This window comes from Kitasatospora acidiphila (assembly GCF_006636205.1).
GTDB lineage: Bacteria > Actinomycetota > Actinomycetes > Streptomycetales > Streptomycetaceae > Kitasatospora > Kitasatospora acidiphila.
On record NZ_VIGB01000003.1, the window covers coordinates 6523092 to 6548738 of the forward strand.

General features: G+C 73.2%; 28 protein-coding genes and 1 pseudogene. 21 read left to right on the plus strand and 8 right to left on the minus strand.

Going from position 1 to position 25647, the window contains the following annotated elements; all coding sequences use genetic code 11:
• The first annotated feature begins 26 nt into the window (after positions 1-26).
• Complete coding sequence (locus E6W39_RS30825) at positions 27-914, plus strand: dihydrodipicolinate synthase family protein (RefSeq protein WP_141636279.1); 888 nt, start codon at positions 27-29, stop codon at positions 912-914.
• Positions 915-982: 68 nt separating this feature from the next.
• Positions 983-2011 carry an aspartate-semialdehyde dehydrogenase gene (locus E6W39_RS30830; protein ID WP_141636280.1) on the plus strand — a complete coding sequence of 343 codons (1029 nt, stop codon included), beginning with the start codon at positions 983-985 and terminating at the stop codon, positions 2009-2011.
• A 91-nt stretch (positions 2012-2102) separates the two neighbouring features.
• Here E6W39_RS30830 and E6W39_RS30835 read toward each other — a convergent pair whose 3' ends face one another.
• Entirely contained in the window at positions 2103-3566 is a 1464-nt protein-coding gene (locus tag E6W39_RS30835; RefSeq protein WP_141636281.1) for an MFS transporter, read from the minus strand.
• An 80-nt stretch (positions 3567-3646) separates the two neighbouring features.
• Here E6W39_RS30835 and E6W39_RS30840 point away from each other — a divergent pair, with 80 nt between their 5' ends.
• The 5 genes from E6W39_RS30840 to E6W39_RS30860 all read left to right on the plus strand — a co-directional run bounded on the left by E6W39_RS30840 (position 3647) and on the right by E6W39_RS30860 (position 8314).
• On the plus strand, positions 3647-4051 hold the full coding sequence (locus E6W39_RS30840) for a winged helix-turn-helix transcriptional regulator (RefSeq protein ID WP_407658642.1): 405 nt from the start codon (positions 3647-3649) through the stop codon (positions 4049-4051).
• Positions 4052-4314: 263 nt separating this feature from the next.
• Positions 4315-5508 (plus strand): NYN domain-containing protein, encoded by a 1194-nt coding sequence (locus tag E6W39_RS30845; RefSeq protein ID WP_141636283.1) that lies wholly within the window; start codon positions 4315-4317, stop codon positions 5506-5508.
• Positions 5509-5713: 205 nt separating this feature from the next.
• Positions 5714-6667: an ABC transporter ATP-binding protein gene (locus E6W39_RS30850; protein ID WP_141636284.1), complete on the plus strand. Its 954-nt coding sequence runs from the start codon at positions 5714-5716 to the stop codon at positions 6665-6667.
• 39 nt (positions 6668-6706) lie between these two features.
• Complete coding sequence (locus E6W39_RS30855) at positions 6707-7516, plus strand: ABC transporter permease (protein ID WP_141636285.1); 810 nt, start codon at positions 6707-6709, stop codon at positions 7514-7516.
• Positions 7517-7597: 81 nt separating this feature from the next.
• On the plus strand, positions 7598-8314 hold the full coding sequence (locus E6W39_RS30860; RefSeq protein WP_181799513.1) for a hypothetical protein: 717 nt from the start codon (positions 7598-7600) through the stop codon (positions 8312-8314).
• Positions 8315-8346: 32 nt separating this feature from the next.
• Here the strand turns inward: E6W39_RS30860 and ybaK are convergent, their stop codons facing one another.
• From ybaK to E6W39_RS30875, 3 genes are all read right to left on the minus strand, one after another.
• Entirely contained in the window at positions 8347-8847 is a 501-nt protein-coding gene (gene ybaK, locus E6W39_RS30865; protein WP_141636286.1) for a Cys-tRNA(Pro) deacylase, read from the minus strand.
• Between the two features lie 32 nt (positions 8848-8879).
• On the minus strand, positions 8880-9608 hold the full coding sequence (locus E6W39_RS30870) for an LON peptidase substrate-binding domain-containing protein (RefSeq protein WP_141636287.1): 729 nt from the start codon (positions 9606-9608) through the stop codon (positions 8880-8882).
• 116 nt (positions 9609-9724) lie between these two features.
• Positions 9725-10279, minus strand: a complete 555-nt coding sequence (locus E6W39_RS30875; RefSeq protein WP_141636288.1) for a hypothetical protein — start codon at positions 10277-10279, stop codon at positions 9725-9727.
• Positions 10280-10324: 45 nt separating this feature from the next.
• Between E6W39_RS30875 and E6W39_RS30880 the strand changes: the two genes are divergently transcribed.
• From E6W39_RS30880 to E6W39_RS30890, 3 genes are all read left to right on the plus strand, one after another.
• Positions 10325-10828: an AAA family ATPase gene (locus tag E6W39_RS30880; RefSeq protein ID WP_141638046.1), complete on the plus strand. Its 504-nt coding sequence runs from the start codon at positions 10325-10327 to the stop codon at positions 10826-10828.
• 84 nt (positions 10829-10912) lie between these two features.
• Positions 10913-11548, plus strand: coding sequence for an alpha-ketoglutarate-dependent dioxygenase AlkB (locus tag E6W39_RS30885; RefSeq protein WP_141636289.1), 636 nt, complete (start codon positions 10913-10915; stop codon positions 11546-11548).
• Positions 11549-11582: 34 nt separating this feature from the next.
• Positions 11583-12044, plus strand: coding sequence for a hypothetical protein (locus E6W39_RS30890; RefSeq protein WP_141636290.1), 462 nt, complete (start codon positions 11583-11585; stop codon positions 12042-12044).
• 7 nt (positions 12045-12051) lie between these two features.
• Here the strand turns inward: E6W39_RS30890 and E6W39_RS30895 are convergent, their stop codons facing one another.
• The 3 genes from E6W39_RS30895 to E6W39_RS30905 all read right to left on the minus strand — a co-directional run bounded on the left by E6W39_RS30895 (position 12052) and on the right by E6W39_RS30905 (position 16233).
• On the minus strand, positions 12052-12561 hold the full coding sequence (locus E6W39_RS30895; protein ID WP_141636291.1) for a DinB family protein: 510 nt from the start codon (positions 12559-12561) through the stop codon (positions 12052-12054).
• Positions 12558-14408, minus strand: coding sequence for an NACHT domain-containing protein (locus E6W39_RS30900; RefSeq protein ID WP_181799514.1), 1851 nt, complete (start codon positions 14406-14408; stop codon positions 12558-12560). Before E6W39_RS30900 ends, E6W39_RS30895 begins: the two co-directional genes overlap by 4 nt.
• Before the next feature lie 142 nt (positions 14409-14550).
• Positions 14551-16233, minus strand: coding sequence for an oxidoreductase (locus E6W39_RS30905; RefSeq protein WP_141636293.1), 1683 nt, complete (start codon positions 16231-16233; stop codon positions 14551-14553).
• Between the two features lie 285 nt (positions 16234-16518).
• On the opposite strand from E6W39_RS30905, the gene hisD reads away from it, so the two are divergent.
• The 8 genes from hisD to hisF are packed head-to-tail and all read left to right on the plus strand — an operon-like array spanning position 16519 to position 22324.
• Positions 16519-17826, plus strand: coding sequence for a histidinol dehydrogenase (gene hisD, locus E6W39_RS30910; RefSeq protein ID WP_141636294.1), 1308 nt, complete (start codon positions 16519-16521; stop codon positions 17824-17826).
• On the plus strand, positions 17823-18950 hold the full coding sequence (locus E6W39_RS30915; protein WP_181799727.1) for a histidinol-phosphate transaminase: 1128 nt from the start codon (positions 17823-17825) through the stop codon (positions 18948-18950). Before hisD ends, E6W39_RS30915 begins: the two co-directional genes overlap by 4 nt.
• Positions 18947-19543: an imidazoleglycerol-phosphate dehydratase HisB gene (gene hisB / locus E6W39_RS30920; protein ID WP_141636296.1), complete on the plus strand. Its 597-nt coding sequence runs from the start codon at positions 18947-18949 to the stop codon at positions 19541-19543. Before E6W39_RS30915 ends, hisB begins: the two co-directional genes overlap by 4 nt.
• Positions 19540-19692: a hypothetical protein gene (locus E6W39_RS39850; RefSeq protein WP_180356219.1), complete on the plus strand. Its 153-nt coding sequence runs from the start codon at positions 19540-19542 to the stop codon at positions 19690-19692. The genes hisB and E6W39_RS39850 overlap by 4 nt, the downstream gene beginning before the upstream one ends.
• Positions 19693-19740: 48 nt before the next feature.
• Entirely contained in the window at positions 19741-20376 is a 636-nt protein-coding gene (hisH, locus tag E6W39_RS30925; protein WP_141636297.1) for an imidazole glycerol phosphate synthase subunit HisH, read from the plus strand.
• Positions 20377-20403: 27 nt separating this feature from the next.
• Complete coding sequence (gene priA / locus E6W39_RS30930) at positions 20404-21129, plus strand: bifunctional 1-(5-phosphoribosyl)-5-((5-phosphoribosylamino)methylideneamino)imidazole-4-carboxamide isomerase/phosphoribosylanthranilate isomerase PriA (RefSeq protein WP_101379890.1); 726 nt, start codon at positions 20404-20406, stop codon at positions 21127-21129.
• Positions 21126-21557 (plus strand): RidA family protein, encoded by a 432-nt coding sequence (locus E6W39_RS30935; RefSeq protein ID WP_141636298.1) that lies wholly within the window; start codon positions 21126-21128, stop codon positions 21555-21557. Before priA ends, E6W39_RS30935 begins: the two co-directional genes overlap by 4 nt.
• A complete protein-coding gene (gene hisF / locus E6W39_RS30940; protein ID WP_141636299.1) occupies positions 21554-22324 on the plus strand; it encodes an imidazole glycerol phosphate synthase subunit HisF in 771 nt (256 codons plus the stop codon). Before E6W39_RS30935 ends, hisF begins: the two co-directional genes overlap by 4 nt.
• 16 nt (positions 22325-22340) lie before the next feature.
• On the opposite strand, the gene E6W39_RS30945 is transcribed toward hisF, so the two are convergent.
• Positions 22341-22856, minus strand: a complete 516-nt coding sequence (locus tag E6W39_RS30945; RefSeq protein ID WP_141636300.1) for a hypothetical protein — start codon at positions 22854-22856, stop codon at positions 22341-22343.
• Between the two features lie 101 nt (positions 22857-22957).
• Here E6W39_RS30945 and hisI point away from each other — a divergent pair, with 101 nt between their 5' ends.
• From hisI to E6W39_RS30960, 3 genes and pseudogenes are all read left to right on the plus strand, one after another.
• Positions 22958-23335: a phosphoribosyl-AMP cyclohydrolase gene (gene hisI / locus E6W39_RS30950; RefSeq protein ID WP_141638047.1), complete on the plus strand. Its 378-nt coding sequence runs from the start codon at positions 22958-22960 to the stop codon at positions 23333-23335.
• A gap of 37 nt (positions 23336-23372) precedes the next feature.
• Positions 23373-24893, plus strand: coding sequence for an anthranilate synthase component I (locus E6W39_RS30955; RefSeq protein WP_141636301.1), 1521 nt, complete (start codon positions 23373-23375; stop codon positions 24891-24893).
• Positions 24894-24965: 72 nt separating this feature from the next.
• Positions 24966-25600 (plus strand): annotated as a pseudogene (locus E6W39_RS30960) (TIGR02234 family membrane protein).
• Positions 25601-25647 lie beyond the last annotated feature (47 nt).

A 25647-nucleotide genomic window follows, 5' to 3' on the forward strand; every position in this document is an offset into this window, starting at 1 on the left:
GATCGCCATCGGCGAGGGTCAGAAGCATGGAAACCACGTTGCGCGGGATCTACGTCCCCCTGGTCACCCCTTTCACCGCCGACGGCCGCCTCGACCTGGCCGCCCTGGAGAAGCTCGCCAACGGCGTGCTGGACGACGGCGCGGCCGGCCTGGTCGCGCTGGGCACCACCGGCGAGCCCGGCGCGCTGGACACGGCCGAGCAGTCCGCCGTGGTCGAGACCTGCACCCGGGTCTGCCAGGACCGCGGAGCCGCCCTGGTGGTCGGCGTCGGCGGCGGCGCGACCCGTCAGGTGGCCGCCGCGCTCCGGGAGCTGACCCCGGCGGCGACGGCCGCGCTCACCCTGGTGCCGCCGTTCGTCCGGCCCGGGGCGGCCGGGGTGCTGGCGCACTTCAAGGAGCTGGTGGCGGCCAGCCCGGTGCCGCTGGTCGCGTACCACATCCCGTACCGCACCGGGCAGTCGCTGGACGCCGAGGCGCTGCGCGAACTGGCCGCGCTGCCCGGCATCGCGGGCGTCAAGCTGGCCACCGGTGCGGTCGACCCGGAGGTCGTGGCGCTGCTCGGCGGTGAGCTGCCGCCGCACTTCGCCGTGCTGGGCGGGGACGACGTGGTGCTCCCGCCGCTGCTGGCGCTCGGGGCGGCCGGCGGCATCATGGCCTCCGCGCACATCGCGACCGCCCGCTGGGCGGAGCTGGTGGACGCCTGGCAGGCCGGTGACGTCGCCCGGGCGCGCGACCTCGGGCACCGCCTCTCCCGGCTGGCCGCCGCGCTGTTCACCGAGCCCAACCCCACCGTGGTCAAGGGCGTGCTGCACGCCCAGGGCCGCATCTCCTCGCCGGCGGTCCGCCTGCCGCTGCTGCCCGCGAGCGAGGCCTCGGTGTCCCGGGCACTGGACCTCGCGGTGTCCACTGGGTGAAAGCCATGCCGGTTCGGAACCGGTGACCAGGCAAGATGAGTCTGAGCAGGTAGGCAGGAGGAGGAAGTATGAAGATCGGTATCGTCGGTGCCACCGGGCAGGTGGGCAGCGTGGTCCGCGAGATCCTGGCCGAGAGGGCCTTCCCGGTGACGCAGCTGCGGCTGTTCGCCTCGGCGAGGTCGGCGGGCAAGACGCTGCCCTGGCAGGGTGGCGAGGTGGTCGTGGAGGACGCGGCGACCGCCGACTACGCCGGTCTGGACATCGTGATCATGTCGGCCGGCGGCGGCACCTCCAGGGCGCTGGCGCCCAAGGTCGCCGCTGCGGGCGCCGTGGTGATCGACAACTCCTCGGCCTGGCGCCGTGACCCCGAGGTCCCGCTGGTGGTGGCCGAGGTCAACCCGCAGGCGATCGCCGACCGCCCCAAGGGCATCATCGCCAACCCGAACTGCACCACCATGGCCGCCATGCCGGTGCTGCGCCCGCTGCACGCCGAGGCCGGACTGACCGCCCTGGTGGTCGCCACCTACCAGGCGGTCTCCGGCAGCGGCGTGGCCGGCGTCGCCGAGCTGCAGGAGCAGACCGCCAAGGTGGTGGACGGCGCGGCCGCGCTGGCCCTGGACGGCAGCGCCGTGCCGTTCCCCGAGCCCAAGGTCTACGCCCGCCCGATCGCCTTCAACGTGATCCCGCTGGCCGGCTCGCTGGTGGACGACGGGCTGAACGAGACCGACGAGGAGCAGAAGCTCCGCTTCGAGAGCCGCAAGATCCTTCAGATCCCGGAGCTCAAGGTGGCCGGCACCTGCGTCCGGGTGCCGGTCTTCACCGGCCACTCGCTGCAGGTGCACGCCCGGTTCGCCGGCCCGATCAGCCCGGAGCGGGCGGCGGAGCTGCTCGCCGCCGCGCCCGGCGTGGTGCTGACCGACATCCCGACCCCGCTGCAGGCGGCCGGGCAGGACCCGAGCTACGTCGGCCGGATCCGCCGGGACGAGACCGTGGAGCACGGCCTGTCGCTCTTCATCTCGAACGACAACCTGCGCAAGGGCGCCGCGCTGAACACCGTGCAGCTGGCCGAGCTGGTCGCGGCCGAGCTGAGCCGCTGAGGAGCTCGACCAAGTAGCTCAACGCGGCGGGCCGGGCACCACCCCCATGGGTGCCCGGCCCGCCGCTCTCCGTTCGGATTTCCGTTCGGAGCTACGCCGCCAGCGCCGGCTGCGCCACCTCGGCCCGCCGCTCCCGCAGCAGCACCGCCGCCGCGACGAAGGCGAGCGCCAGCAGCCCGGCGGCCACCGCGAAGGAGAGCCGGTAGCCGCCGGCCAGCGCGCCGACCGCGTCGTGCCCGGCGGCCCGCAGCCCCGCGGTGTGCCCGGCCGCCACGGTGGAGAGAACGGCCACGCCGAGCGCCGAGGCCACCGTCTGCGAGGTGTTGAACAGACCGGAGGCGACCCCCGAGTCCTCCGGGGTGGCGTCCGCCATCGCCAGCCCGGCCAGCGTCGGCAGCACCAGGCCGCCGCCGGCGATCAGCAGCAGCGCGGGCAGCACGTCCACCGGGTAGGACGCGTGCTCGGGCAGCCGGGCCAGGTAGGCCAGCGACAGCACCAGCATCCCGGCGCCGGTCAGCAGCACCCTGCGGGCGCCGAAGGCCCGGGTGAGCCGGGCCGACAGGCCCAACGCGACGGCGGCGATGGCCAGTCCGGTGGGCAGCATCCCGAAGCCGGTGGCCGCCGCGCCGTAGCCGAGCACGTTCTGCAGGTAGAGCGCGATCAGCACCTGGAAGCCGAACATCGCCGAAATCATCAGCAGTTGCACCAGGTTGGCCCCCGAGGTGCGCCGGGACCGGAAGAGCCGCAGCGGCAGCAGCGGACGGGCCGCCCGGGCCTGCCGCACCAGGAAGGCGGCCAGCAGCACCAGCGCCGCCACGCCGTAGCCCAGGGTGTGCGCCGAACTCCAGCCGTGGGTACCGGTGCTGACGATGGTGTAGACGGCGAGCATCAGGCCGGCCGTGACCAGCAGCGCGCCCAGCGCGTCGGCGCCCTGCCGCAGGCCCTGGCCCGGCTCCGGGGCGAGCAGCCGCATCGCGGGCAGGCCGGCGGCCAGCGCGATCGGCAGGTTCACCAGGAAGATCCAGTGCCAGTCCAGGAGTTGGGTCAGCACCCCGCCGAGCACCATGCCGAGGGAGGCGCCGGCCGCGCCGACGAAGCTGAACGCGCCGATCGCGCGGCCCCGTTCGGCCGGGTCGGGGAAGAGCGTGACGATCATGCCGAGGCTGACCGCCGAGACCAGCGCCCCGCCCGCGCCCTGCACGAAGCGGGCGGCGATCAGCATGCCCGCCGAGCTCGCCAGCCCGCACAGCGCCGAGGCGGCGGCGAACAGCACGAGGCCTGCCAGGAAGACCCGCTTGCGACCGAGCAGGTCGCCGAGCCGTCCGGCCAGCAACAGCAGTCCGGCAAAGGGGATCTGATAGCCGTTCATCACCCAGGACAGCCCGGTGTCGCTGAAGCCCAGGTCGTGCTGGATGGCGGGCTGGGCCACCGTCACGATCGTCCCGTCCAGGATGATCATCAAAGTGCCGGCGCAGAGCACCAGCAGGGCGTACCAGCGGCGCCGATCGGCCCCAACAGGCTTGCCGGATATGACTTCGCCAGGCTTGGCAGACATGGCTTGACCTCCGAAGGTGCACGTCTTGTTACGTGGACCATCCTGTGTGACCATCAGATCCCATGGAAGAAGGCACTTTTTTGTCACAGGGGAACACCTGTGTACCGGGACCGCTCAGGGCGGGTGACACGGTGGAGCGTGGCGCGTGCGCGGTCACCGAGGTGCTCGACCGGGTGGGCAGCAAGTGGAGCATCATGGTGATCGTCTCCGCGGCGGCCGGACCGATCCGGTTCACCGAGCTGGAGCGCAAGATCACCGGCATCAGTCGGCGGATGCTCACCCTGACGCTCCGCAACCTGGAGCGGGACGGGCTGATCTCCCGCACCGTCTATCCGACCGCGCCGCCCAAGGTGGAGTACGCCCTCACCGAGGTCGGCATCGAGCTCAACGAGTACCTGGCGCAGCTCACTACGTGGGCCGAGCGGCACCGCACCACCATCCACCAGGCCCGCACCGCCTACGACGCCGCGCGTGCGGCGGGCTGACGCCGGACGCGCCGTACCGGCTGTGAAAGCGCCGCAGGTCGACACCGAAAGCGCCGCGGGCTGATAGCACGAATGTTCGGTCGAACCGGACTTGGCGGTTTGTGCACCGACCGCGCACCCGGGTGATTCACACCGCCTTCGGGGGGTAAAGGTGATCGCAACGGTCAGACCGGGTGCCAGGTGAGACCTCGCTCGGGCAGACTGCCTCCAGGCGGCGTCAGCGGGCACAACCACGGGGGCCGACCGGGAGAAAGGTGCGGAATGTGGACCGCTGCGTTGTCCTTGTGGACGCCGGGTACCTGCTGGGTGCCTCCGCCAGCCTGCTCGCCGGAGAACCATCCCGCTCCCGGGTGATGGTGGACCACACCGCGCTGATCGCCTCGTTGCGCGAACGGGCCGAGGAGGAGACCGGCCTGCCGCTGCTGCGGATCTACTGGTTCGACGCCGCCCCGGAGCGCCGGCCGCTGCCCGAGCACCGCCGCCTGCGGGTGCTGCCCCGGGTCACCGTGCGGCTCGGTGCGCTCACCCGGGCCGAGGGCCGCTGGGTGCAGAAGGGCGTGGACGCCGCGATGCACGCCGAACTCTCCGAGCTCGCCCGCAACCGGGCCTGCGCCGACGTGGTGCTGGTCACCGGGGACGGTGATCTGCTGCCCGGCATGATGAGCGCCAAGGAACACGGCGTGGCCGTCCACCTGTGGGCGCTGCAGGCCGCCGACGGCGACTTCAACCAGTCGGAGGACCTGGTCGGCGAGGCCGACGAGCGCCGGGTGCTGGACCGCGACTGGATCACCCGCTCGGTCAGCCTGCGCGAGCAGCTGCCGCCGTTCCCGTCCTCGGGGCCGCCGCCCGAGATCGCCAAGATCCTCGCCGCCCCGCCCGCCTCGCCTCGCCCGGCCGCCGCCGAGACGCCCGCCCCGCCCGCCGAGCCGGAGCCGTCCGCGCCGCACAAGGTCGTCCCCACTCCCAAGGACCTGGCCGGCCGCGCCCAGGCCCACGTCCAGCCGGCGCCGCAACCGGTCGCCCCCGCCGCTGCCAACGGCCCGGTGCTGCGCTGGTCCTCCGACCGCGGCTACGTCGACCGCCCCGCCGAGCAGCCCTGCGCCGCCGACTCGCTGCCCACCCTGGCCCAGTTGACCACCGCCGAGCAGCGCTGGGCCGACCGCGAGGAGGACATCACGGCGATCGGCGGCGACCCGCACGAGGTCGGCCAGGTCTTCGCCCGCCGCTGGACCGAGCGGCTGGGCGACAAGGAGCGGCTGACCGTCATCTGGTCCGACTATCCGCGGATCCCGCACAAGGTCGACGGCGAACTGCTGCGCTATGCCGCCCGGTTCGGCCTGCTCGCCCACAAGGACGACCAGATCGACGAGCACGACCGGTACGCGATCCGGGCCGGCTTCTGGAAGGAGCTCGCCGCCCGGGTGCCGGGCGGCGAGCAGATCGTGGTGGACGACTGACGGCGAGGACGGGTCGTGGTGGACGACTGGCGCCGAGGGCGGGTCGTGGTGGACGGTTGGCGCCGCCACCGAAGACGACTGCCACCGCTGCCGAAAACTGCTGACGCCGCTGCCGAAGACTGCTGACGCCTGTCGGTACAGCTGATCACCGGCCGGGGTGACCCCGGTCCGCTTTGCGCGCAATCGGCGCGTAGAGTCTTCGGTCGTGAGCCACGCCCCCCTGCCCTGCTGCTCCGTCCGGGGCCTCACCAAGAGTCACGGTGAGATCCGCGCCAACGACGGGGTCGACCTGGAGATCCGCCAGGGCGAGATCTTCGGCCTGCTCGGGCCGAACGGGGCCGGCAAGTCCACCCTGGTCCGCCAGCTCACCGGACTGCTGCGGCCCGACGCGGGCAGCGTGCAGATCCTCGGCCACGACATCGTGCGCCACCCGGAGCGGGCCGCCCGCCTGCTCGGCTACCTCGGCCAGGAGTCCACCGCGCTCGACGAGCTGACCGTCGCGCTCGCCGCCGAGACCACCGGCCGGCTGCGCGGGCTCAGCCGCTCGGCGGCCCGCGCCGAGACCGCCGAGGTGCTCGCCGAACTGGGCCTGGAGCCGCTGGCCGCCCGCCCGCTGGCCAAGCTCTCCGGCGGCCAGCGCCGACTCGCCTGCTTCGCGGCCACCCTGGTGGGGGAGCGGCCGCTGCTGGTGCTCGACGAACCCACCACCGGCATGGACCCGGTCGCCCGCCGCGCCGTCTGGTCGGCCGTGGACCGCCGCCGTGCGGAGCGCGGCACCACCGTGCTGCTGGTCACCCACAACGTCATCGAGGCCGAGACCGTGCTCGACCGGGTCGCGGTGCTGGACGAGGGCCGGGTGATCGCCTGCGACACCCCCGGCGGACTGAAGGCGCTGGTCGACGGCGACGTCCGGCTCGACCTGGTGTGGCGCGGCGAGGCCCCGCTGACCGTCCCGGCCGTGGCCCGGCTCGCCGAGCGCGCCGACTGCTCCGGCCGCCGCTGGACCGTGCGCACCACCCCGGAGGAGGCCAGGGAACTGGTCGCCGCCGTCACCGCCGGGCCGGCGTTCGCCGCCCTCGACGACTTCACCCTGGCCACCCCGAGCCTGGAGGACGCCTACCTCCGGCTCGGCGGCCGCCACCAAGGACTGGCGAAGTGACCGCCGTGCTCACGTACTCAGCTCGCGAGGACCGGTGACGTGACCGTACTCACCCCTGCCCCCGCGGCCCCCGCCGCCGCGCCGACCGCCGCCCCGCTGGGCCCGGCGGCCCGCCTGCTGCCCGCGCTGGCCGCCGTCTACCGGGCGCAGCTGGCCCGGGCCAAGGTCGCCCGGATCCCGCTGATGTTCGTCGCCACCTTCCAGTCCGTGGGCATCCTGGTGATGATGCGCGGCGTGGTGGACAGCGGCGACAACCCGTCGTCCCGGGCCGTGGTGGCCGGTTCCGCCGTGCTGGTGGTCGCCTTCGTGGCGCTCAACCTGCTCGCCCAGTACTTCGGCAAGCTGCGCGCCACCGGCGGCCTCGATCACTACGCCACGCTGCCGGTGCCGGCAGCTGCTGTGGTGCTCGGCGCGGCCGGTGCCTACGCCTCCTTCACCCTGCCCGGCGCGCTGGTCACGGCCGGCTTCGGCGCAGTGCTGTTCGGGTTGCCGCTGGCCCATCTGTGGGTGCTGCTGGCGGTGGTGCCGCTGGCCGGGGCAGCCCTGTCGGGGCTGGGCGCGGCGCTCGGCCTGCTCGCGCCCAAGCAGGAGATCGCCACCATGCTCGGCCAGCTGGGCATGTCCGCCGCGCTGCTGCTCGGCGTGCTCCCGGCTTCCCGGCTGCCCGGCGCCGTCCAGGTGCTGCGCGATCTGCTGCCGTCCACGTACGGCGTCAACGCCTTCGCCGACAGCTTCGCGGCCCGCCCCGACTGGGGTGCCGTGCTGGGCGACCTCGGGGTCTGCGCGGCGGTCGGGCTGCTGGCGCTCACCCTGGCGACGTACGCGTACCGGCGGGTGGCGACGCGGTAGGTGCCGCGGTAGCCGGGGCGTGGGCTGGGTGCCGTGGGCCCGAGTAGCCGGTTCGCGGGGCCGACGTGAAACGATGGTCGGGTGACCGTACCGAACACTCCTGCGGAACCCGACCCGCTGTCGACGGCCCCGGGCGAGCTGATCTCGGAGCCCCGCAGCAGCACCGTCCTGACCCGCCTCTGGGCCGAGCTGCGGATCGCCCTCCCGATCGGGTTCGGCTGCCTGCTGCTCGGGCTGCTGATGGGCGCGCTCTGGTACTGGCTGGCGCCCGAGGTGCCGCTGGTGGTGCAGGGCAACTCGGTGCTGTACGGGGACCCGGAGGGCGAGCAGTCGGCCGGCGCGGTCGGCACCTTCGTGCTGCTCGGCCTGGCCTTCGGGCTGGTCACCGCGCTGGTCGCGTTCCTGCTCACCCGGCGGCGCGGCGGCGGCATCGCGATGGCCGTCGCGCTCGGGCTCGGCGGGGTGGGCGGCTCGCTGATCGCCGTCTGGCTGGGCGAGAAGCTCGGTCCGACCAGCAACATCATCGCGCACGCCAAGCAGGTCGGGGACGGGCACACCTTCTACGAGAACCTGACGCTGCCCGCCCACGGGGCGCTGCTGGCCTGGCCGATCGCCGCCATGGTGCTGCTGCTCGCCCTGACCGCCACCTTCGGCAGGCGCGAGGAGCAGCCGGAGCCGCAGTGGGTCGGGCCGCTGCCGCCCGCCGCCGACGGATCGGACAACCCGTGGGCCCCGCCGGCCGCCTCGCCGCCCGCTGACGGGTCACAGGCGCCGTCGCACACCGAAACCGGCCGCTGAGCGCCCGCTCCTAGCTGCTGCCAGCTGTGCTCCTAGCTGCTGCGGCTGATCTCCGCGCTGACCGCGCCGGTGAGCCGCAGCAGCTCCGCCGGGGCCAGCTCCACCTCGAGGCCCCGGCGCCCGGCCGAGACGTAGACGGTCGGGTGGGCCAGCGCCCCGGCGTCCACCACCGTGCGCAGCGGCTTGCGCTGGCCCAGCGGTGAGATCCCGCCCCGGACGTACCCGCTGCTGCGCTCGGCCGCCGCCGGATCCGCCATCGCGGCCCGCTTGCCGCCCACCGCGGCGGCCAGCGCCTTGAGGTCCAGCTGCCCGGCGACCGGGACCACGCCCACCGTGAGCGCGCCGTCCACCTCGGCCACCAGGGTCTTGAACACCCGCTCCGGCGCCACTCCGAGCGCCTCGGCCGCCTCGGTGCCGTAGGACGGCGCGGCGGGGTCGTGCTGGTAGGCGTGCACGGTGAACGCCACGCCGGCCTTCTCCAGGGCCACCGTCGCCGGGGTGCCCTTGCCGCCGGCGCCGTTCTTCTTCGCCACGGGCCCTGGTCCTCTCCTGTCGGGGGTGCTGCTCAGTTGGGGCTGAACGGCTGCCGGGTCAGCTCCACGGCCGGCACTGACGGCAGCCAGTTGATCAGGGCGGTCTCCTTGCGCAGCAGCTCCAGCTCGGTGCTCAGCCGGGAGGCGGTGTCCGGGCAGGCCAGCAGCTTCTGCTTGACCGGCACCTCCAGCACCGCGGCGGCGGCCACCAGGTAGGAGAGCACCTGCGGGTCGTCCGGCAGCTCCTGCTCGCCGGCCAGGCTCGCCTGCCGGGCCCCGGCCAGCCGCTTCTGGTAGGCCCGGAACGCCCGCTCGACCCCGCCGGCCAGCACGCCGGCGCCGCTGCCGTCCTGCTCCTCCAGCGGTTCGCAGTCGCCGATCAGGTACGGCCCGCTGGTGTCCACCGCGCTCAGCCGGAACCGGGTGGTGCCGGTGACCAGCAGCTCGTAGCGGCCGTCGGTGTGCGGGGTCACCGATGCCACGTCGGCGACGCAGCCGATGTGGTACAGCGCCTCCAGCGGGTCCCCGGTGGGCGTGCCGAGGCCGTCCAGCGGCCCGGCGGGCTTGTCGCTCTCGGTGACCGGCGCGACCTCCCGCCCGTCCTTGATCGCCAGCACCCCGAACCGCTGCGGCTGGCCCTCCGGCAGCGCCACCAGATCGGCGACCAGTCGCCGGTAGCGCTCCTCGAACACCTGCAGCGGGAACACCAGCCCCGGGTAGAGCACCGCGTCGAGCGGGAAGATCGGCAGCCGTTCTGTCACGGCGCACAGCGTAGCCGCCCGCGGGGACAGGGCGGCGACCCGTCTCGCCCGTTCCCGTCGGTTCCCGCCCGCTGACCGGCCGGCCCGGCCGGCTCGTGCTCCCCGCGCGCGGGTGGTCAGCCGTGCGGGCGGCCCAGGTCCGCGATGGCCATCGCCCAGGCGTAGAACGCGGCTCTCTCACCGGACTTGATCCGCAGGTGCGCAGGTATCCAATCGGCGGTGGCGGCGTCGAGCAGGTCGGCGAGGCCGAGGTGGTGCCAGTCCTGGTGGACGGCGTTGTAGGCGCGCATGACCGGGGCGACCCTGGCCCGGATGCCGGCCACCTCGTCCGCACCCAGGTCGGCCCGGCCCAGGCGGACCTGGGCGGCGGCCTGGCGCTCCGTGGTGAACTCGGTGTCAAGGAAGGGTTCGAGGAGGTCGCCCCACACATCGGGTCGGGACCGCAGGGGAATCCGGTTGGCTGCGCAGAAGTTCTCCAACTCGGCACGCTGTTCGGCCGGGACGAAGAGGGTCGCTCCCGAGACGGTGCGGATCTCCGGTGGAGCGGCGTCCGGATCGGCGTCCCGTACGGCCGCGGCGGGGATGGTGCCCTGTGGAGCGGAACCGGCGGGCACGACGGCGGATTTGGGAAGGCGGACGTGGTCACCGGCGAACACGACGTGGAGGTTCACGCGGCCATCCTGGCCGATGACGGGCGAGACGAGGGGCGGGTGGCGATGACGCGGTCGGCGAGCACGGTGGTGCTGATGTGCGGGCTTCCGGGGTCCGGCAAGACCACGTACGCGATGGGGTTGGTGCGCGAGGGGTACGTACGGCTGTCGATCGACGAGGCGGTCTGGCAGCGGATCGGGCAGCGGGACGCCGGGTTGGTGCTGGACGCGGCGCGGTACGACGAGCTCAAGGACGCGGTGCGGCGCGAACAGCGGCTGGAACTGGTCGAGTTGATGCGGGCGGGGCGCGATGTGGTGGTGGACTACAGCTTCTGGAGCCGCGCTGCCCGGGACGACTACAAGGCGCTGGTCGAAAGCCACGGCGGCCGCTGGGAGTTGCTCCACCTGAAGGCCGACCGGTCAACACTGGAGCGCCGCCTCGCGGTGCGCAACCGCGAGGTCGGCGCCAACGCCGTCACCGTGGACGAGCGCTTGTTCGCCCGCTACTGGGCGCACTTCGAGGAGCCGGTGGGGGAGGGCGAGGTGGTGCTGGCGCAGCCGGCGGCGTGACGGCGCCTGGCTCGACGAGATCGGGTGCGGGCCCGTGCCCGCCTGACTCGCTCATATGTTCGATATCTGGGTTAGCCTGGAGGCATGACCGTGCACCTCCAGGCCTCCCTGTTCGACTCCGCCGAGGCTGCGCCGCTGCGGTTGACCGACCTGGCGGCGTTGCGGCGCACCGAGCTGTCGCACGGCGCCTGGATCGACGTGCTGCCCGGCTGGCTCACCGGGTCGGACGCACTGTTCGAACACCTGGCGGCCCAGGTGCCCTGGCGGGCCGAGCGGCGCCAGATGTACGACAACGTGGTGAGCGTGCCCCGCCTGCTGGCCCACTACCGGAAGGGGGAGCCGCTGCCCCACCCCGTGCTCGCCGCGGCCCGCGACGCGCTGAGCGCCCACTACGCCGAGGAACTCGGCGAGCCCTTCGTCACCGCCGGCCTCTGCCTCTACCGCGACGGGCGGGACAGCGTCGCCTGGCACGGCGACCGCATCGGGCGCGGCCGCACCCACGACACGATGGTGGCGATCCTCTCCGTCGGCGAGCCGAGGGCCCTGGCGCTGCGCCCCTGTGACGGCGGGGCGGCGCAGCACCGGTTCCCGCTGGGCCACGGGGACCTGGTGGTGATGGGCGGCAGCTGCCAGCGCACCTGGGAGCATGCCGTCCCCAAGACCGCCCGCGGCGCCGGGCCGCGCATCAGTATCCAGTTCCGGCCGCGCAATGTCGGCTGAACGGAGCTGAGCCGGCGGCAACTACTCTTGGCGCATGCTCGACCTGCACAGTGCCCTGGAGTGCCGCGAAGCCGCACTCCGGCGGTGGCTGCCGCGCGCGCTCCGCACGGCCGGGTTCCTGCTGCTGCCCTGGATCCTGGTGCTGGCGCTGAACGTCAGGGGGCACTTCGGCAAGCGGAACCTCTCCAACGCCTGGGTCTGGTTCGACGCGATCGAGGTGGTCGCGCTCTTCGTGCTCGCCGCGCTGGTCGGCCGCCGCCACCGGGCCACCAGTCCGCTGGCCGCGGCGACGGCGGTGCTGCTCGCCACGGACGCGTTCTTCGACCTGTGGTCGGCGCACCGCGGCTCGGCCTACCTGCTCGCCCAGGTGCTGGCCTACACCGCGGAGCTGCCGAGCGCCGCGGTCCTGGCGGTGCTGTCGTGGTACTCGCTGGCGTGGGCTGCCGAGCCGCGTGCCCCGGGACGGCAGCGCGGCACGGCAGAGCACCAGGGGTAGGCGGACGCTACGCGCCCACCACCCCGTCGACGCCCTCGCGCAGGAAGTCCGCGTGGCCATTGTGGCGGCCGTACTCCAGCAGCACGTGCAGCATCACCATCCGCAGCGAGACCTCCTCCTCCCAACGGGGCTGGTAGCCGGGCGAGTCCAGGGACTCCACCGCTGCCTCGACCGCGCGGGAGTGGGCGACCTCGGCCTCCCAGGCGGCGAACGCCTCGGCGCGGGTCGAGTTGCTCGCGTCGTAGGCGGCCTGGAAGTCGACCTTGTCCGACCAGACCATCGGCGCCTCGTGGTCGTCGAAGACGCGGCGGAACCAAGCCCGTTCGACCTCGGCCATGTGGCGGACCAGGCCGAGCAGGGTCAGGGTGGACGGGGGCATGGAGCGCTCTCGGAGCTGCTCGTCCGTCAAGCCCTGGCACTTCAGCGCCAGGGTGGCGCGGTGGAGGTCCAGGAAGGCGCGGAGCATGTCCCGCTCGGGCGCGAAGTGGGGCGGGCCGATCCGGTCGTCGTCGATCATGGCGAGACCATATCCGCCTCGGCAAGTCGCTCCCGGAGGCGGGCGTGCCGGAACTCGTAGACGGGGCCGACCTGGCGCAGGATGCCCAGCCGGTGGGCGTCGGCGAGGAAGGCGGAGAGGCGGAGGGGGAGGCGGCCGGCGAGGGCGAGTTGGAGGCGGGCTTGCAATGCGGCGTACCAGAGGGAGCGGACCAGGCGGTAGAACCCGAAGTAGGCACCGACGGCCAGCGCGATCACCGCCAACTCCAGCCATCTGCCTGCCCCGGAGCCGACCGCGTCGAAGTGCATGGGCAGGAGCAGCAGCGCGGTGCAGGACACCCAGAACAGGCCGGCCACCACCGCCGGCAGTACGGCGCGCCGCCGACCCAGGGCCAACGCCCGTGCCGGGTCCACCGATTCGTTCCGCCGCGGTACGCCGGGCGCCAAGCGCTCGAACCACTCGTTCGCCGCGAACGCCATCGCTACCGTCAGGAACGCCACTGGGAACAGGCTCGGTTCGGTGCCGTGGTGGTTCCGGTCCCACCGCAGATAGGAGATCACCGACGCTGACGACCAGCCGAGCCAGAGCGCCAGCACCAGCACGGGCACGCAGATCAGCACCGGGCGCGGCACGCGCGACAACGGTGAGCCGGGCTGGATCCGGTAGTGCTCCCGAAGCTTGGGCACCACCTCCGCGAACCCCACCGGGCGCCAGGCGAGCTGCGCCAGAAGCACCGCCGCGGTGCTCGCGAACAGGCCGATCACCGCCCAGTTCTTCAGCCCACCCGGTGGCCAACTCAGCACCCCGCCCAGCACCATCACCGTCACGGTCGCCAGCCAGCCGATCACCCCCGCGCCGAGCGCCCGCTGCCAGTCGGTGGCCCGCCGGTGCAGCTGCCACCAGGCCAGTTCAGCACTCTGACGATCAGTCATGTCCCAAGCCAGCCACCGCAGCCACCGCTCCGCCGGCCCGGCCCGCCACCGCGGACCGTCCGGCCGGGCCGCGAACACCGTCGGCACCAGCGCATCCAGTAGGAAGTCCTCCAACTCCCTTGCCCCGCCGAACCGCAGCAGCACGGCCGGATCACCCTGCCCGCCCGCGAAGACCCGCAGCAGGCCCAGCATCAGCGGGCTGGCTGCCACCGACAGCAGCGGGCTCGGCGACTCCTCTTCGAGCGTGGCGAACACGCCCTCCCAGGCGGCATGCCGCTGCGGTACCACCACCGTTCTCAGGTACTCCAGGGCGTCCTGCGGTGTCACCGGCACGGCCCGAACCACGGCGGCCCCGCGCAGCAGCACCGCGTCCTCGCTCACCAGGTGGTCGTACTCGGCGGCCCGGCAGCTCAGGATCAGCGGGGTGCCGTCGGCCCGGGACTCGTTGAGCCGGGTCAGCGCCATGCCGCGCCGGTGCGGCGACATCTCGTCGAGGCCGTCCAGCACCGGCACGATCAGCCGTGCCGCCAGCAGCCGTTCGGCGACCTCGGCACCCCCGAGCGCCGGGTAGTCCTCGGCCAGCCGCTGCGCCAACCAGGTGCCGGGCAGCTGCTGGTGCGGATCCCAGGAGCCCAACGACAGCAGCACCGGCACCGGTTCGCCGGCCTCGCGCCGCTCAAGCAGGGCGAGCAGCAGCAGGAGGGCCACGCTCGACTTGCCCGATCCGGCGTCGCCGAGCAGGACCAGGCGCTGCTTCGGCAGGGCGCGGAACGCCTCGGCGAACGAGTCCAGGTCGCCGGCGTGCTCCTGCTCCAGGTGCCCGGCCAGTTGCTCGTGGTCCCCGTGCGCCGCCTGGTCGGCCACCCAGCGGGTGGCCAGCGGCACCGGGTCCAGCAGGCCGCGCACGTCGGCCTCGCGGTACCACTGGCGCTGCACCAGCCGGGCCAACTGCCGCGCGAGCCGCTCGTCGGGGTCCTCGGGGCCGTGATCGCCACGTTCACCGGCGCGTTGATGCTGCCGGCCTGGATCACGAAGACCGCGCGGCCGTTGAACTCGTTGTGAACCTGCACGGAACGTCCTAACCCCGCTGCAGGACCCGGGTCGCCCCGGTGACCACGGTGGAGGCGAGCACCCAGCCGGTGACCACCAGGGCGGCGCTGAGCCACTGGCTGAAGCCGGCGGGCGCCCAGCCGTCCTGGCCGAAGTTGACGATCGGGAGCACCAGGCTGGCCGAGTACAACGCGGCGTTCCAGTGCGGGTGTTCGTCGTGCTTGATGGGCTCGGGCTGGTGCCAGGCGAACCACAGGGTGCCGACCAGCCAGGCGGCGAGCAGCCACAGGGCGGCTCGGCCGGGGCGGTAGCCGTAGCCGACGGTGATGTCCTGCAGGCGGTACCAGAGCCGGCCGGGCAGCGGCAGGGTGCGGGCCCGGCGGCGCTGCTTGGCGTACTGCACATGGCGGGCGTCGTCGTCCAGGCCGTCGCGGCGCAGGGCGGCGGCCAGTTGCTCGTACGGCTCGGGGCGGAACTTGTCCAGGCCGGCGTCCAGCCAGTCGATCCGCTGCCCCACCGGGTAGTTGGTGCCCTCCGGCGGGCGCAGCGCCTCGTAGGAGAAGCCGGTGAGCCGTACCTTGTGGTTGCGGGGCCAGGCCGTGTGGGTGTCCACCAGATTGCCGACCCGGGCGCGGGAGAGCGCCACCGTGCCGGTCGGCGGGGTCTTGGTGGTGAACCGCAGCTCCGGGGTCTGGATCCGGCGCAGTGACAGCTCCTGCTTGCCGTTCAGGTGGAACTCGGCGTTGTTGATCAGGACGGCGGCCTCGAAGTGCGCGTCGTCCAGCCGGACTCCGCCGTAGGCGCGGAACGGGATGGTGCCGTCGTCCGCCCCATCGCCGAAGTCCTGGCCGTACATGCTCTGTTCGCGTTCCTCCTGGTCCCCGTCGTCGGCGTCGTCGTCGTTCGCCAGGACGGGGCGCGGCGCCGGCACACCGCCGCCGTGGAACGGGCCCGGGACGGCACCGGTGTGGTACGGCCCGGGGTCGTACTGGGCGCGGCTGTAGCGCACGTCGGGCACGTTGTTGAGCTGCGCCTGGGCCGCTGCCTGTGCGGCGGCGGCCGCCGATCCGGCCAGCGGGCCGGCGGACGGGTCCCGACTCTGCGGTGTCCAGGCGGAGTTGCCCTTCGGGTCCCGCCAGCCGGTCAGGTAGCAGGTGCTGCCCACGGTGAGGCGGGCCGCGTTGAGGCAGTTGGGCTTGCCGGGTCGGCCGTGCAGCTGGGCGCCGCGCAGCGAGAGCCGGCCGCCCACCCGGGCGGTGCGCAGGCTCACCTCGCCGTCGCTGGTCAGCCGGTCGGCCTCGAAGTCCTGGTGCACCGTCAACCCGTCGGCGGAGAACCCCCGGCCGAACTGGTCGCCGCCCACCGTCAGGTAGTTGGCGATCAGGTCGGTGCCGATCTGCGCGTCGGTGAGCCGCACGCCGTACGGGATGGTGCAGCGGGCCAGCACCAGGTCACCGGCGGTGTCCAGCCGGGAGGCGTCGAGCCGGGGCAGCCAGCAGCCGTCGAGCCGCACCGTGCCGGCGTGCGCCTCGGAGAGCACCGCACCGGTGTCGAAGTAGCAGTCGTGCAACTCGACGAAGCTCTCCCAGCGCCCGCCGGCCAGCCAGAGCCGCCCGGCGATCCGGGCGCCGATCAGCTTGAGCCCGCGCACCTTGCCCGGCAGCGCGTCGGGGCCGGACAGCAGCAGCCGGGCCAGCACCTCGGCGCGCACCGTGCGCTCCGGCCCCAGTCCGCCCCGCCGGCCGGGTTGTCGGCGGCCAGGTTGCCGGCCGACAGGTCGAGCACCTCGCTGCACCGGAACATCTCCCAGAGCCGCGACTCCGCCTCGGTCCAGCCCTCCGGAGCGAGCTGCTCCGCCCCACAGTCACCTGCATCCCCCCTGTCCGATCAGCCCCGCGACCGCCGTGTGATCAGGTTCACGACGAAGGTCTCAGTGTTCGTATCACGGACTGATATGTGGGGCCAGCAATTCCGCCCACTCCTTACACTTGGCCCTGTGATCTCTCGAATCGACCTGCGCGGCTCGACTGCCGACCCGCGCGAGCTGCTGCCCCGTGCCGAGTTCGACGTGGAGGACGCCCTGGAGAAGGTGCGCCCGATCTGCGACGACGTGCGCCATCGCGGCGTGGCGGCGCTGATCGAGATCACCGAACGGTTCGACGGGGTGCGGCTTTCCTCCACCCGGGTGCCGCAGTCCGACCTGGACGAGGCGCTGACCGGCCTGGACCCGAAGGTCCGGGCCGCGCTGGAGGAGACCATCCGCCGGGTCCGGATCGTGCACCGCGCGCAGCGCCGCACCGACCACACCACCGAGGTGGTCCAGGGCGGCACGGTCACCGAGCGCTGGGTGCCGGTGGACCGGGTCGGCCTCTACGTACCGGGCGGACTGGCCGTCTACCCGTCCTCCGTTGTGATGAATGTGGTCCCGGCGCAGGAGGCCGGTGTCCAGGGCATCGCGGTGACCTCCCCGCCGCAGAAGGCGTTCGGCGGCAAGGTGCACCCGGCGGTGCTGGCGGCCTGCGCGCTGCTCGGCGTCACCGAGGTGTACGCGGTCGGCGGCGCCCAGGCGGTCGCGATGTTCGCCTACGGCACCGAGGAGTGCGCCCCGGTCAACATGGTGACCGGCCCCGGCAACATCTTCGTGGCCGCCGCCAAGCGCCTGCTCAAGGGCCGGATCGGGATCGACGCCGAGGCCGGGCCGACCGAGATCCTGGTGCTCGCCGACGACACGGCCGTGCCCGCCGAGGTGGCCGCCGACCTGATCAGCCAGGCCGAGCACGACCCGATGGCCGCCTCGGTGCTGGTCACCGACTCCGTGACGCTGGCCGACGCGGTCGACGTCGCGCTGGAGAAGCAGGTCGCCGAGACCAAGCACCGCGAGCGGGTCACCACCGCGCTGTCCGGCCGGCAGTCCGCCACCGTGCTGGTGGACGACCTGGAGCAGGGCCTGGCCGTCGCCAACGCCTACGCGGCCGAGCACCTGGAGATCCAGACCCGGGACGCGGCCGCGGTGGCCGCCCGGGTGCGCAACGCCGGCGCGATCTTCGTCGGCCGCTACGCCCCGGTCTCGCTGGGCGACTACGCGGCCGGCTCCAACCACGTGCTGCCCACCGCGGGCTGCGCCTGCCACTCCTCCGGCCTGTCGGTGCAGTCCTTCCTGCGCGGCATCCACGTGATCGACTACAGCAGGGACGCGCTGGCGGACGTCGCCGCGCACGTGGTCAACCTGGCCAACGCCGAGGACCTGCCCGGTCACGGGGACGCCATCCGGGCTCGCTTCGACTGGACGGTGCCGAACAACTGATGAAGATCGACGACCTGCCGATCCGCGACGAGCTGCGCGGCCAGTCCCCTTACGGCGCCCCGCAGCTGGACGTCCCGGTCCAGCTGAACACCAACGAGAACCCCTACCAGCTGCCCGACGAGCTGGTCGCCCGGATCGCCGAGCGGGTCGCCGAGGCGGCCCGCGACCTGAACCGCTACCCGGACCGGGACGCGGTCCAGCTGCGCACCGAGCTGGCCGCCTACCTGAACCGGACGAACGGCCTGAACGGCACCGCCGGCACCGAGCTGGACGTCCGGCAGGTCTGGGCGGCCAACGGCTCCAACGAGATCATCCAGCAGCTGCTGCAGACCTTCGGCGGGCCGGGCCGCAGCGCGCTCGGCTTCGAGCCGAGCTACCAGATGCACGAGCTGATCTCGCGCGGCACCGGCACCCGCTGGATCGCCGGCCCGCGCAACGCGGACTTCACCATCGACGAGGCCGCCGCCGCGGCCGCCCTCGCCGAGCACCGCCCGGACGTGCTGTTCATCTGCTCGCCGAACAACCCGACCGGCACCGCGGTGGCCGCCGAGACCGTGCTGCGGCTCTATGACGCCGCCCAGGCGGTCAAGCCGACCATGGTGGTGGTGGACGAGGCCTATGTGGAGTTCTCCCACCAGCCCTCGCTGCTGCCGCTGCTGGCGGGCCGCCCGCTGCTGGTGATCACCCGCACCATGTCCAAGGCCTTCGGCGCGGCCGGCCTGCGCCTCGGCTACCTGGCCGCCGACCCGGCGGTGGTGGACGCCGTGCAGCTGGTCCGGCTGCCGTACCACCTGTCGTCCGTCACCCAGGCGACGGCGCTGGCCTGCCTGGAGCACACCGACACCCTGCTGGGCTACGTGCGCCGACTCAAGGAGGGGCGCGACGAGGTGGTGGCGCGGCTGGCCGCGCTCGGCCTGGAGGTCACCGCCTCGGACGCCAACTTCATCCAGTTCGGCGTCTTCCAGGACCCGCAGGCCGTCTGGCGGGCGCTGCTCGACCAGGGCGTGCTGGTCCGCAACAACGGCGTTCCCGGGCGACTGCGGGTGACCGCTGGCACCCCCGAGGAGAACGAGGCCTTCCTGGCCGCCGTCGCCACCGTCATCAAGGAGCTGTCACCCGTATGACCCCCCGCATCGGGCGCGTCGAGCGCACCACCAAGGAGACCACGGTCCTGGTCGAGATCAACCTCGACGGCACCGGCCGGACCGACATCTCCACCGGTGTCGGGTTCTACGACCACATGCTCGACCAGCTGGGCCGCCACGGTCTCTTCGACCTCACCGTGAAGACCGAGGGCGACCTGCACATCGACACCCACCACACCATCGAGGACACCGCCCTGGCCCTGGGCGCCGCCTTCAAGCAGGCGCTCGGCGACAAGGTCGGCATCTACCGGTTCGGCAACTGCACGGTGCCGCTGGACGAGTCGCTGGCCCAGGTGACCGTCGACCTCTCCGGCCGCCCCTACCTGGTGCACACCGAGCCCGAGGGCATGGCGCCGATGATCGGCACCTACGATGTCACGATGACCCGGCACATACTCGAGTCCTTCGTGGCTCAGGCGCAGATCGCGCTGCACGTCCATGTGCCGTACGGGCGCAACGCGCACCACATCGTGGAGGCCCAGTTCAAGGCGCTGGCCCGGGCCCTGCGGTACGCCGCCGAGTTCGACCCGCGGGCGGCCGGGATCCTGCCTTCGACCAAGGGTGCACTGTGAGCAAGTCCGCCATGCTGATGATCGCCGCCGGGCTCTTCCTGGGCGGTGGGGTCTACTCCTTCTGGAAGCAGAAGGTGGCCAAGGGCGTGATCGCCGTGCTCGCCATCGGCGCGGTCATGTGCCTGTCCGCCGGCATCATGCGCCTCTAGCCCGGGCCCCAGGCCTTCGTGCCTTCGGAAACAGACAGGAACAGCTTGATGGGCAAGAACGTCGTCGTCCTCGACTACGGCTCCGGCAACCTGCGTTCGGCGCAGCGGGCCGTGGAGCGCACCGGCGCGAACGTCACCGTCACCTCCGACTTCAAGACCGCGATGGACGCCGACGGGCTGCTGGTCCCCGGCGTGGGCGCCTTCGAGGCCTGCATGCGCGGGCTGAAGGCGGTCCGCGGCGAGCAGATCATCGGCCGCCGGCTGGCCGGCGGCCGCCCGGTGCTCGGCATCTGCGTGGGCATGCAGATCCTCTTCGAGCGCGGGGTGGAGCACGGTGTGGAGACCGTCGGCTGCGACGAGTGGCCGGGCACCGTGGAGCCGCTGCAGGCGCCGGTGATCCCGCACATGGGGTGGAACACCGTCGAGGCGCCGCAGGGCAGCCGGCTGTTCGCCGGGCTGGACCCGCAGACCCGCTTCTACTTCGTGCACTCCTACGCGGTGCGCCGCTGGGAGCTCCAGGTCACCAACGAGAAGATCAACCCGCCGCTGGTCACCTGGGCCACCCATGGCGAGCCGTTCGTGGCGGCCGTGGAGAACGGCCCGCTGTGGGCCACCCAGTTCCATCCCGAGAAGTCCGGCGACGCCGGCGCCGCGCTGCTGACCAACTGGGTCGACACCCTCTGACGCTCCTCGAATCCTGGAAAGACACACATGAGCCGCCTCGAACTGCTCCCCGCCGTCGACGTCCGCAACGGCCAGGCGGTCCGCCTGGTCAAGGGCGCCTCCGGCACCGAGACCTCCTTCGGTGAGCCGCTGGCCGCCGCCCTGGCCTGGCAGCAGGCCGGTGCCGAGTGGCTGCACCTGGTCGACCTGGACGCCGCCTTCGGCACCGGCGACAACCGCGACCTGGTCGAGGAGATCGCCCGCACCCTGGACATCAAGGTCGAGCTCTCCGGCGGCATCCGCGACGACGAGTCGCTGGCCCGCGCGCTGGCCACCGGCTGCACCCGGGTCAACCTGGGCACCGCGGCCCTGGAGTCGCCCGACTGGGTGGCCAAGGTGATCGCCGAGCACGGCGACAAGATCGCGGTCGGCCTGGACGTGATCGGCACCCAGCTGCGCGGCCGCGGCTGGACCACCGAGGGCCCCGACCTGTTCGAGGTGCTGGCCCGCCTGGACGCCGAGGGCTGCGCCCGCTACGTGGTCACCGACGTCAACCGGGACGGCACCCTGAGCGGCCCCAACCTGGAGCTGCTGCGCCGGGTCTGCGCCGCGACCGACAAGCCGGTGGTGGCCTCCGGCGGCGTGTCCTCGCTGGACGACCTGCGTGCCATTGCCACCCTGGTACCGGAGGGCGTCGAGGGCTCGATCATCGGCAAGGCCCTCTACGAGCAGAAGTTCACCCTCGCCGAGGCCCTGGAGGCAGTGTCATCGTGACAGACCGTCAGATCGTGCGCGGCCGGCTGCTCGGTTCCTCCTACTGGGAGGAGCAGCTCGGCTCGGCCCGCGCGGTGGCGGCCGGTGACCTGGTGCTCGTCTCGGGCTGCACGGCCTGGCGGGACGCGAAGATCGAGCCCGAGGGCGACCCGTTCGGGCAGACCCTGGCTGCCTTCGGCACCGCCGTCGAGGCGCTCGCCGCCTACGGTCTGACCGCGGGCGACGTGGTCCGCACCCGGATGTACATCACCCATGTCCGGGACGCCGACGAGGTGGGCCGGGCCCACCAGCAGCTGTTCGGCGCGATCCAGCCGGCCACCACCATGGTGGTGGTGGCGGGCCTGGTCGACCCCCGGATGATGGTCGAGATCGAGCTCGAAGCGCACCGCGCCGGGCTCGCCAACTCCCTGGAAGGCAACACGAGATGACCCTCGCGGTCCGAGTTATCCCCTGCCTGGACGTGGACGCCGGACGGGTCGTCAAGGGCGTCAACTTCCAGAACCTGCGCGACGCCGGCGACCCGGTCGAGCTGGCCAAGCGGTACGACGCCGAGGGCGCCGACGAGCTGACCTTCCTCGACATCACCGCCTCCTCCGGCGACCGCGAGACCACCTACGACGTGGTGCGGCGCACCGCCGAGCAGGTCTTCATCCCGCTCACCGTCGGCGGCGGCATCCGCACCGTCGAGGACGTCGACAAGCTGCTGCGGGCCGGGGCCGACAAGGTGGGCGTCAACACCGCGGCGATCGCCCGCCCGGAGCTGATCCGGGAGATCGCCGAGCGGTTCGGCCGCCAGGTGCTGGTGCTCTCGGTCGACGCCCGCCGCTGCCCGCCCGGCACCGAGACGCCCTCTGGCTACGAGGTGACCACGCACGGCGGCCGCCAGGGCACCGGCCTGGACGCCGTCGAATGGGCCCGGCAGGCCGCCGAGTTGGGCGCCGGCGAGATCCTGCTCAACTCGATGGACGCCGACGGCACCAAGGACGGCTACGACCTGGCGATGATCCGCGCGGTCCGCGAGCTGGTCTCCGTCCCGGTGATCGCCTCCGGCGGGGCCGGCAAGCTCGCCGACTTCGCCCCGGCGATCGACGCCGGCGCGGACGCCGTGCTGGCCGCCTCGGTCTTCCACTTCGGCGACCTGACCATCGGGTCGGTCAAGGACGCGCTGCGCGACGCCGGCCACCCGGTGCGCTAACCCTTCAGCGGCGCGGTCAACTTGGTGCCGCCTCCCGGTCGGAGGCGGCCAGCAGGCAGCTGGCGTCACGGTAGCCCTGGCTGTAGTACTTCAGCGAGGGCCCGGTCGGCAGGCTGAACCAGGTGCCGCCGCCCTGCTTGGCCTCGGCGGCCGCCGCATAGGGCTGGCAGAGCCGCTCCAGGGTCAGGGCGATCTGACTCTCCTTCAGCAGGCCGTCGGGCAGCAGCGGATTGCCGATCGACTCGGCGTCGTGCTGCCCGTCGCACTGCTGGGGCCTGGCCACCGTGATCACCGGGCTCAGCTTCGGGTGGTCCAGGCAGGCGCCGACCGGGAACCACGGGTACGGCAGCTGCTTGCTGGGGCTCGGGCTGGGGGAGGGCGACGGCGAGGCGGTGGGCGACGGGGGCGGCGGTGCGGCCGCCTTGTGCTTCGGACTCGGCCAGAGCAGCACGACGGCCAGCACGGCCACGACGAGCAGCAGGACCAGGGCCGGCAGGACCAATCGGCCGGCGGCGCGCGCGGACTGGGTCATGCGCACCAGAATCCCGCAGCCCGGCCGTCCGTGTGAGGCTTTCCCGGCAGTTGGTCAACGGCCCCGCCCGCCCCGCGAGCCTGCCAGAATGGCGTCATGTCATCCGCAACGCCGTCCAGCCCCGCCGCCCCGGCAGCACCCGGCTCGACCCCGCCATCGCCGCCCGCCTCAAGCGCACCTCGGACGGCCTGCTGCCGGCCATCGCGCAGCAGTACGACACCGGCGAGGTGCTGATGCTCGGTTGGATGGACGACGAGGCGCTGCACCGCACCCTGACCACCGGCCGCTGCACCTACTGGAGCCGCAGCCGCCAGGAGTACTGGGTCAAGGGCGACACCTCCGGCCACCTGCAGCACGTCAAGTCGGTGGCCCTGGACTGCGACGGCGACACCCTGCTGGTCCGGGTCGACCAGGTCGGCGCGGCCTGCCACACCGGTGCCCGCACCTGCTTCGACGAAGACGTGCTGCTCGCCCCCTGACCTCGAACGACCCTCGACGAGATTGGTGCTCCCGACGATGGACCTCGACGCCTTCCGCAAGCTCGCCGTCGACACCAGGGTCATCCCGGTCACCCGCCGACTGCTGGCGGACGGCCTGACCCCGATCGGCCTCTACCGCAGCCTGGCCGCCGAGCGCCCCGGCACCTTCCTGCTGGAGTCGGCCGAGCAGGGCCGCAGTTGGTCCCGCTACTCCTTCGTCGGGGTGCGCAGCGCCGCCGCCCTGACCGTGGACGAGCAGGGCGGGGCCCGCTGGCTCGGCACCCCGCCGGTCGGCATCCCGCGCGACGGCGACCCGCTGGAGGTGCTGCGCGCCGCCCTGGCCGCGCTGCACACCCCGCGCCTCGGCGACGACGGGCTGCCGCCGCTCACCGGCGGCCTGGTCGGGTACCTCGGCTACGACATCGTCCGCCGCCTGGAGAAGCTGCCCGACCTCAACCCGGACGACCTGCGGCTGCCCGAGCTGACCATGCTGCTCGCCACCGACCTCGCGGTGCTCGACCACGTGGACGGCACGGTGCTGCTGATCGCCAACGCGGTCAACCACAACGACCGGGCCAGCGGCGTGGACGAGGCCTACGCCGACGCGGTGGCCCGGCTGGACGCCATGGAGGCGGAGCTGGCCCGCCCGGTCGACCCGGGGCTGGCCGTCATCCGCCGGGTGCCCGCGGTCGACGTGCACTCGCCGTTCGGCGGCGCGCCCTACCAGGCGGCCGTGGAGCAGGTGAAGGAGCGGATCCGGGCCGGCGAGGCCTTCCAGGTGGTCCCCTCGCAGCGGTTCGAGGCGCCCTGCCCGGCCTCCGCGCTGGACGTCTACCGGGTGCTGCGCACCACCAACCCCAGTCCGTACATGTACCTGTTCCGGTTCCCCGGCCCGGACGGCGGCGCCGAGGGCGGCTTCGACGTGGTCGGCTCCAGCCCCGAGGCGCTGGTCAAGGTGACCAACCGGCAGGCGATGCTGCACCCGATCGCCGGCACCCGGCACCGCGGCGACACCCCGCAGCAGGACGCCGAGCTGGCCGCCGAGCTGCTGGCCGACCCCAAGGAGCGGGCCGAGCACCTGATGCTGGTCGACCTGGGCCGCAACGACCTGGGCCGGGTCTGCGCGCCGGGCAGCGTCGAGGTGGTCGACTTCATGTCGGTGGAGCGGTACAGCCATGTGATGCACATCGTCTCCACCGTCACCGGCGAGGTCGCCGACGGCAGCACCGCCTTCGACGTGCTCACCGCCTGCTTCCCGGCCGGCACCCTCTCCGGGGCGCCCAAGCCGCGCGCGATGCAGATCATCGAGGAGCTGGAGCCGACCCGGCGCGGCCTCTACGGCGGCTGCGTCGGCTACCTGGACTTCGCCGGGGACGCCGACACGGCGATCGCCATCCGCACCGCCGTCCTGCGCGACGGCACCGCCTACGTCCAGGCGGGCGCCGGCGTGGTGGCCGACTCCGACCCGGTCAGCGAGGACACCGAGTGCCGCAACAAGGCGGCGGCCGTGCTGCGGGCGGTGGCTGCGGCGAACACCTTGCAGGCGCCGGTGGTGTGAGAAGCCCCGCCCGTTCACGAGACCCCCTGACCCGGTGCGGGGCGCCGAACCGTCCCGGGGGATAGTGGACGGGTGACTGCCGCACCCGCACCCGCCCCCGAGTCCGCCGCCCCCGCTGCCGAGACCGTGCCCGCTCGCCCCGCCGCGGCGCGGCGCAGCTTGGGCGTGATGCTGCTGCTGATCGTGGTCGGCGCCACGCTGGTGCTGTGGGCGGTCGGGCGTGGCTGGGCCTCGGGAAAGGTCGCCGGGCTGGACGTGACGGCGAGCGGGAGTGACATCTCGGGGCTGCCGAGCGCCCTCGCACTGGTCTCGCTGGCCTCGGGCGTGGCGGTCTTCGCGGTGCGCGGTGCGGCCCGCGCGGTGGTCGGTGGGCTGGTCGTGCTCGCCGGCCTGGGCACCGCCGCGGCGGCCGGCCTCGGGCCGGGGACACCGCCGCGCTGGACTCCGACGCGGCCCGCAAGCTGGGGCTGACCGGGGTGACGGCCGAGCACGTCGGCCACACCGCCTGGCCGTGGGTGGCGCTGCTCGGCGGGCTGCTGCTGGCGGTGGCCGGGCTGCTGACGATCCGTCAGGGCAAGGCCTGGCCGAGCATGGGCGCCCGCTATGACGCGCCGACCGCCCGGCGCACCGCCACCGCCGCCAAGAGCGCCGGCACCCCGGCCGATCTGTGGAAGGCGCTGGACCGCGGCGAGGACCCGACTGCCTGACGTTCCCGAGTGAACGCTCTGCGAAGCGTGACGGTCCTCACTCGGAC